Origin of the sequence: Nostoc sp. 'Lobaria pulmonaria (5183) cyanobiont' (genome assembly GCF_002949795.1) — a bacterium.
Lineage (GTDB): Bacteria > Cyanobacteriota > Cyanobacteriia > Cyanobacteriales > Nostocaceae > Nostoc.
Genome location: NZ_CP026695.1, coordinates 51873 through 58727 on the forward strand (window position 1 = coordinate 51873; position 6855 = coordinate 58727).

Annotated in this window: 7 protein-coding genes; 5 read left to right on the plus strand and 2 right to left on the minus strand. The window is 43.6% G+C overall.

Annotated elements, in window-relative coordinates:
• Positions 1–7: 7 nt before the first annotated feature.
• Genes NLP_RS32375 through NLP_RS32395 form a run of 5 tightly spaced genes read left to right on the plus strand, consistent with a single transcriptional unit; the run spans position 8 to position 5396 of the window.
• On the plus strand, positions 8–994 hold the full coding sequence (locus NLP_RS32375) for an AAA family ATPase (RefSeq protein ID WP_104910281.1): 987 nt from the start codon (positions 8–10) through the stop codon (positions 992–994).
• Positions 994–2037: a metal-dependent hydrolase gene (locus tag NLP_RS32380; RefSeq protein WP_104910282.1), complete on the plus strand. Its 1044-nt coding sequence runs from the start codon at positions 994–996 to the stop codon at positions 2035–2037. Before NLP_RS32375 ends, NLP_RS32380 begins: the two co-directional genes overlap by 1 nt.
• Positions 2038–2097: 60 nt before the next feature.
• Entirely contained in the window at positions 2098–3183 is a 1086-nt protein-coding gene (locus tag NLP_RS32385) for an ATP-binding protein (protein WP_104910283.1), read from the plus strand.
• Entirely contained in the window at positions 3170–4408 is a 1239-nt protein-coding gene (locus NLP_RS32390; RefSeq protein WP_104910284.1) for a hypothetical protein, read from the plus strand. Before NLP_RS32385 ends, NLP_RS32390 begins: the two co-directional genes overlap by 14 nt.
• A complete protein-coding gene (locus NLP_RS32395) occupies positions 4374–5396 on the plus strand; it encodes a hypothetical protein (RefSeq protein ID WP_104910285.1) in 1023 nt (340 codons plus the stop codon). The genes NLP_RS32390 and NLP_RS32395 overlap by 35 nt, the downstream gene beginning before the upstream one ends.
• 12 nt (positions 5397–5408) lie before the next feature.
• Here the strand turns inward: NLP_RS32395 and NLP_RS32400 are convergent, their stop codons facing one another.
• Both NLP_RS32400 and NLP_RS32405 read right to left on the minus strand, forming a co-directional pair.
• Complete coding sequence (locus NLP_RS32400) at positions 5409–6050, minus strand: hypothetical protein (RefSeq protein ID WP_104910286.1); 642 nt, start codon at positions 6048–6050, stop codon at positions 5409–5411.
• A gap of 85 nt (positions 6051–6135) precedes the next feature.
• Positions 6136–6771, minus strand: a complete 636-nt coding sequence (locus tag NLP_RS32405) for a hypothetical protein (protein ID WP_234017411.1) — start codon at positions 6769–6771, stop codon at positions 6136–6138.
• Between the last annotated feature and the right edge of the window lie 84 nt (positions 6772–6855).

Sequence of the window (6855 nt, forward strand, 5' to 3'; positions counted from 1 at the left end):
TTTGGGAATGCTGGCAACTGGGGCGATTGTTGCCGTCAATGGGCTGAATCCTTTGTCAATTATAGCTTTGGCAATAGGTGGGGTATTGGCGATCGCCCCTAAACTCACTTCAAAACTTTCCTCTAAGAATCCGACTACTCAAGACCCAGCACCAGCAATAGAACAGATACCCACGCCTGGAGAGTTCCGCATCTACAGACAAGCAGAACTCAACCGGACTATAGCCTCGCTTAAAGCCAATGGTGCAATCCTCATTGCTGGTGAAGATGGGAGTGGTAAGTCTGTACTAGCTGGTGCAGTTGTAGAAAATTTACAGGACGAGGGCTTTATGGTGGCATTTATTGAGCCTGCCACCCCTAAGCAAATGTTGCTAGAAATAGCACATCAATTTGATATTCCTACAGAAGACCTAGAGGGCAAGTCACTAACAGCTGACAAACTCAAAAGGGCGATCGCCACTTTCTTAGAGGAAAACACAGCCTTCCTTGTCCTCGATGATGCTCACTGTTGCGATGCCAAATTTAGAATGTGGCTGAAGCAGTTGCGACGAAGTGACGCGCCTATGCTTCTCTTGGCAACTGACCCGCCACGCACCGACATCTTTATCAACATTCCCCGAATTGAACTCAAACCCCTGCCAGAGTACGCAATTCGGGAGATTATGGTGCAGGCTGCGGCAGAAAGAGCGATCGCACTTAAACCCTCGGAATTATCTAAGCTCCAAGAACGCGCCGGGGGTAATCCCATGCTGGCGGCTCGTGCTGTGGATGAGGAATATTTGGGGCTGGACGTTGAAGGGGCAGACCATCGCCGCTACTTTGACATCACCCCTTTAATACTCCTGGCGGGAATTGCTTTTGTGATAATGCGCTTCATCGGGTTGGGAACTGGCGATCAAGCATTGTACATTTTTGGAGGTATTGCGGCGGCTGTATTCCTCGGTCTTTCTCGCCTTCTGTATAATCTGCCACCAGAAGACAGGAGGATACGATAATGCTGGGAATTTCACACCTATTAATTAGTGGCACTGCTACCAGCCTGTTGCTCGGAACTGCAAACCCTGCTGTTATTGCGGCGGGTGCGATCGCTGGCTTACTCCCCGATATCGACATTTCCACATCGCCCGCCGGCCGTGTCTTACCGTGGGTAAGTTCATTTTTTGAGAGCAGAATGCCTCACCGCAGCTGCACACACAGTTTAGTTGCCAGTGGTGCGATCGCAATTATGGGGTACACCGCAGCGCTATTTAACCCCAATCTCTTAAACCTCGCTCACGCCTTGAGTGTGGGCTACTTTTTTGGATGGTTTGCTGACATTTTTACTCGTGGCGGGGTGGAGATGTTCTGGCCTTCCCCGGTGCGTTGTGTCTGCCCAGGCAATCGTAATCTTCGGCTAAGAACTGGCAGCAATGCAGAATACTTTATTTTGATATTGCTGATTGCGATCGCTCTCGGCACTTTCAGCATCAACAACTCAGGAGGAATCCTAACCCAATTCAACAGGCTAATCGCGTCCCCCTCTGGTGTACAACATATTTTCAATGAGTCGGGGTCAACTCATTTGATTAAGGCAAATATTAAGGGGGTAAGGACGGGCGATCGCTCTAAGATAAACGGGCAATATCTAATTATCCAGGTGCAGGGAACTGGTTTTTTAGTCCAATCCGACGACGGGCGGATTTACAAAGCCTCGACTGAACCCGATGCACAGATTTTCTTAGAGGAAATTACAGCTGATGTAGGTCGGCCAGCCATCACTAATATTGAGGCTTTGACTCTGGAGGATGAACCGATAGGAAGTGCGATCGCACAATTTAACCGCACTGGGGCGATGGTATTCATTTCTGGTCAGTTAACAGTTGATGGACTGGAAACTTCAGGTTTACCCCGTGACCCGTACCAATTCCCCACCATCAAAGCGACTGATACCAGCATCACTCTAGAAGCTGCACCCCTTGCAATTGTTCAGAAAAACCTGAGCGAAGAGTTTGCCACAGGCCAACTTCAAGTGAGGGTGATTAATAGCGCCAGTCAATAAAGAAAGTTTGGCCAATGCCCAATGCCCAATATCTAACTCCTAACTCCTAACTTAAACACAATGCCCCCTAAACCACTACCAGCAGCTACCTTAAAGCCTAATCAATCTAAGAAATCTACTACAGAATCAGCAACAGACGGTATTCTTTTAGGTGATAAAGTTTACTGGAATCCTGAGAACTTACCTAATGGTCACGTTGCTATCATTGGCGCTTCGGGTTCTGGGAAAACCCAAACTCTGAAAGCGATCGCTTATGAACTCCCGCGCTTCTATCCGAATGTACGCTGCATAACCATCGATTTTCATGGTGATCAGGAACTTCCTGGCGAGGTGTGCTACCCGCTCAATATGGAATCACCTTATGGAATTAACCCGTTAGTTGTTGACCTTGACACCAAGGGCGGGGGCCCATCACTACAAGCGATCGCAGTCTCCGCTATCCTCAAAAAGGCGCTCACAATGGGCGTGAACCAGGAAGGGCTAATCATTGATATTTTGACCACCTGCTATAGGCAAAGGGGAATTATTCAGGATGAACCCGCTACCTGGAGGCGTGAACCTCCCACCTTTGCTAATGTACGGGAGGAGATAGACGGCAGGATTAAGAGTGGCTGTAAGGAATCATCTAAACTTGCTCTGAAACTCGCGGCGATGTTTGAGTATGGTATCTTCACTCGCCCTCAGCCATCCCTTGATGCTCAGATTATCCGATTTGATTTATCAGCATTAGGTAAGGTTCCGGGGCTGGGTGCGATCGCAGCTGAAGCACTAATCAAACAAGTGATGGATGCTCACAGAATTCTTGGAGAAATTGAGGGGAAAATTCCTAGAAGTTACTTTTTCATTGATGAAGTAAAAGAAGTTAAATCATCCAGAATTTTAAATATCGTTTTAGCAGATGGCCGTAAATATGGACTTGGTGCTGTAGTGGCATCTCAACGAAAAGAGGAAATAAGTAAAGAAGTTATTGCAAATACTGCAACAAAAATTATTTTACCTGTTGATCAAGCGGAAGTTAAAGCGGTTGCATCATGTTTACGTTTTTCTGATAGTTTAATATCGAATCTAGAACCCCTTCAAGCTTTGGTGAGGATGGGCAAGGATGGGCATAAAGTTAATATAAAACCTTATTATGAAAGAATTTAATATCAATAACTCAGTTACTTATCTTTGCATTGGGATAGCTGGACTAATTTTTATAACTAAATATTATCCTCAGAATCAAACAGCCGTTGCAGATAACAAAGCGTTAGCGAGTCCACGAGCGTCAGATCAAGGTAAGGCAGTTATTAAAAATGCTCCTGAGCCTGGTACAGAGGATGATAGCGAAGCGGTAGCGAGTCTTCGAGCGTCTGTAGATGATTCAGCTATTTCAATCCTTCAACAAAACCGTCCTCTAAGAATGAGTATCAGCGTTGATAATCCCTCCTTTTTAAAGGTTAAACTTAATCAAGAAATTAAAAAAGGTGATGTAATTAGCGATAATTCTACAGAACGCGATCGCTTAGATAAACAAAAAAAATCTGTCAAATTGCAAATTGACAATCTAAAATCTAAGGTCATTCCCGAACCCTTCAAACCTACCCAAGCACTAGGGCTAAAACCATTGCCCCCGGCTATTTTCTCAGAGGAAAGTGCAGCGATCGCACAATCTAAAATGAAGTTGTCCCAGGCTCAGGCACTTCTAGAAGCGCGTACACAACTGCTACAAACTGATAACCCAGAACGTAGGGCTGAATCTGAAAATGCGGAAGCAGGATTTCAAATTGCTTCCCAAAAGGTGTCAGAGCAAGAGCAGATGATTCAGTCGATGCGGGATATGAAATTATCGACTGAAATTCTGCAACATGAGGAGGCTAAATTAAAGCAGTTGCGATCAGAAATGGATCAGGCTAATTCTGCTCTTGACCAAAGCAAAGCCAAGCTCAATGCCTCGGCAATTAACCAGCAACAGGAATTACAACAGCTTCAGGTAAATGTAAGATTGGCACAGTCTGACTTAGAAGTGGCAGAATCGCGGTTAATTGCGGCTCAAAATCGTCGTCAGCTTACAGAATATGATGCAAATCTGAATGAAGCGAGACGGCAGCAGCAGGAAAATCAGACTCAGCAAGAATATTCGCGGCAGCAGCAACAATATGCCCAATCTGTCAGGGATAGGGATTATCAACTAGCACAGTTGGCAATTTCACTCACTAATATTGAGGATAAACTAGCACTTATCCCGATGTTGCGATCGCCTCGTAATGGATACATTAGGCGAATTAAACCTTGGGTGGGTAAGGATGGTAAGTACACGACTACTATTACTATTAGCGCTGCTGCTTCCTCTAAGAATGGGGGAAGTACAGGCACAGTCCCCAGTCCCTAATCCCCAGTCTTCAGTCCCAATTAAAGTACCGACACCAAAAACCCCGCCAACTCCGACAACTCCGCCAAATGGGGAAAATTCCGACACGCCGGACGAGACACCGGACGAGACAACCCAGGACGACCAGCCACAGGATAACTTATCGCCAGAGGAGGCACAGCAGTCCGATCAGGAATCTGATTCAAAGCTACCTAAACCTGAACAGAATCCTTTTAATAAACCTTCCATCGATGTGATTCTTGAGAGAGAAATGAATAATGATATGTGGCGGCTGCTGCGCGGGGGGCTTCCCTGTTTGGAAACTTCGGCTGTGTGTTTGCAGCAGTTGCAGGATAAAGCGATCGCACAATCCCCACTGCTCAAAGAAATTGATACCCGCATTGCTGAAGCTAATTCTCGCATTGATGAGGCGAAAGTAAGGAATAAAAAATCTATTCAACTGTCTATATTAACTCCAGGATTACAGTATTTACTTGGCCCCACACCGACAGCAGGGCAACCACAAGCAGCAGGGACGGGATTAATTGACAATATCGCCGGGATATTTAGCGGTAAAACCAACCTAATCAACGGGTTGCTTAACGTAATAGGCATACCATTATTCCAGGGAAGCCAAGGGGGAAATGCTGACGCGCAGCGCAATGCGATCGCTATCAGCGATATTCAAGTAAAGGTGGCTGAACTTCAGCGCAGCCGCGCCCAACTAGCCGATACAATTCGAGATAAAGTAGCTCAATCATTAATCGCTTTTGATGAGGCAAGAACTGATTTTCAAACTGCCCAGGTAGTAGCGAGTCGAGCAGTTGATCAGTTCAAAGTATTCGAGTTGCGTTACGTCAGAGGCAATTCTGACACTGAAAGCTATCTGACCAGACAAAACAGCTTAGATAACACAAAAGCTACAACTTATCGGGCTTGGGCGAAAATGCGGCGATCGCTATTTACAATTAAGCTATTAGTTTTATCTATCAAGGATGCAGGAATTTAAATTAATAAGTAACTAACGAGGAATATATTTAATATTTCTTAAACATACTGGAGGTTTTTTCTCTGGTAAATTTTCCCAGGTTTTTTCTTCGATTGGTTCTAAAACAAATGTTGAAAAATTATATATTAAATAAGAAATCTTCAAGGCAGAATCACTAATAATATTATCAGGCTTTTTAATTTTTACAAACTGGCAAGAATTAGGGGTAAGTTTTTTAGAGATAGAACTATCATAAACAAAGGCATAAGAAGTATTAGGATTTAACTTAAATCCAAAGATAGTCTCGTGTACATTATCGTTTATAGAAAACACTTCCCGATATAAAGCAACTTCTAAGACTCCATTATTACAAATTGGAATTTTATTAAAATTATCCATTTCTTCCATAACTGAAAAACTTTGTTTTTGGGACGAAGCTAAATCAAGAATCTCGACATCACTAACGTCTGCGTTTAATTCAGTTAAGCCAATTCCGCAACTATTAGTTTTAAATTGCTTCAGCTTTTGCACTCCTTCAATACTTATTTTATCGTTAAGATTAAATGGGGCATTTTCAATGTATAAATATTCCCCAGACTTAAACAACATCTGTGCTGAAGCTTTAGAGGGAAAAAGTATTAAAAAAAGCAGCACTAAAAAATAAATTTTTTTCATTTTTATAACATTTTTAACTAATAAAAAAGCGATCGCCCATCCTCTAAGAATAAATGCGATCGCTACTACAACAATTAATCAAAAATTAAGGCCAGGTTGAAGGAACGTAACCAGTACTTACGCCGTTAGTCGTTTTGCAAACCGGCGGCTCACCTGCATCTGGGAGTGATGCCACAGTATATGAAGTTCCTCCAATATCAAAGGTAGTTGGCAGGTTGCTACCAGATAAGGCTCTAAAGAATCCGAAGCCGCAGCCATTGATAGATACATTTTTTGTTGAATCGCTTGGAAGAGTGATAGCAACCGCACCACCAGGAGTTTTACCAACAATTACTACTTGTCCATTAGGGGTTTTAAAGTTTGCAGTTCTAGTTTCTGCAAAGGTTCCGCTAACGCAACTAGGCAGAATTTGAGTTGAAAGTGAAGAGGCATCAATCGCCATACCATCCACCTTCAGACCAGTGAATGAGCCACTGCTAGGTATAGAGATTTTTAATTCGCCACACGCACCAGCAATTCTGGCAGTAGAGCGGTCAACAGTACCTAAAGATACAAGCGCTTTACTATTTGCTGTGCCAGAAATATAGATTGTTGTTCCATTAGTAGCATCAACAGTTTTGTAAACCGTATCAGTGCCATAGGGAATCGCCCAAGCCGATCCAATATTAGAAGCGATCGCACCTACACCCAAAGCCAGAGCTAAAATACCTTTAATTTTCATATTGTCGTAACACCATTGACATTCAAGTATGCTGCATCCATCTTAGAGTAGTAATTATCACTTTGTTAAGTGTGATAACTAAGT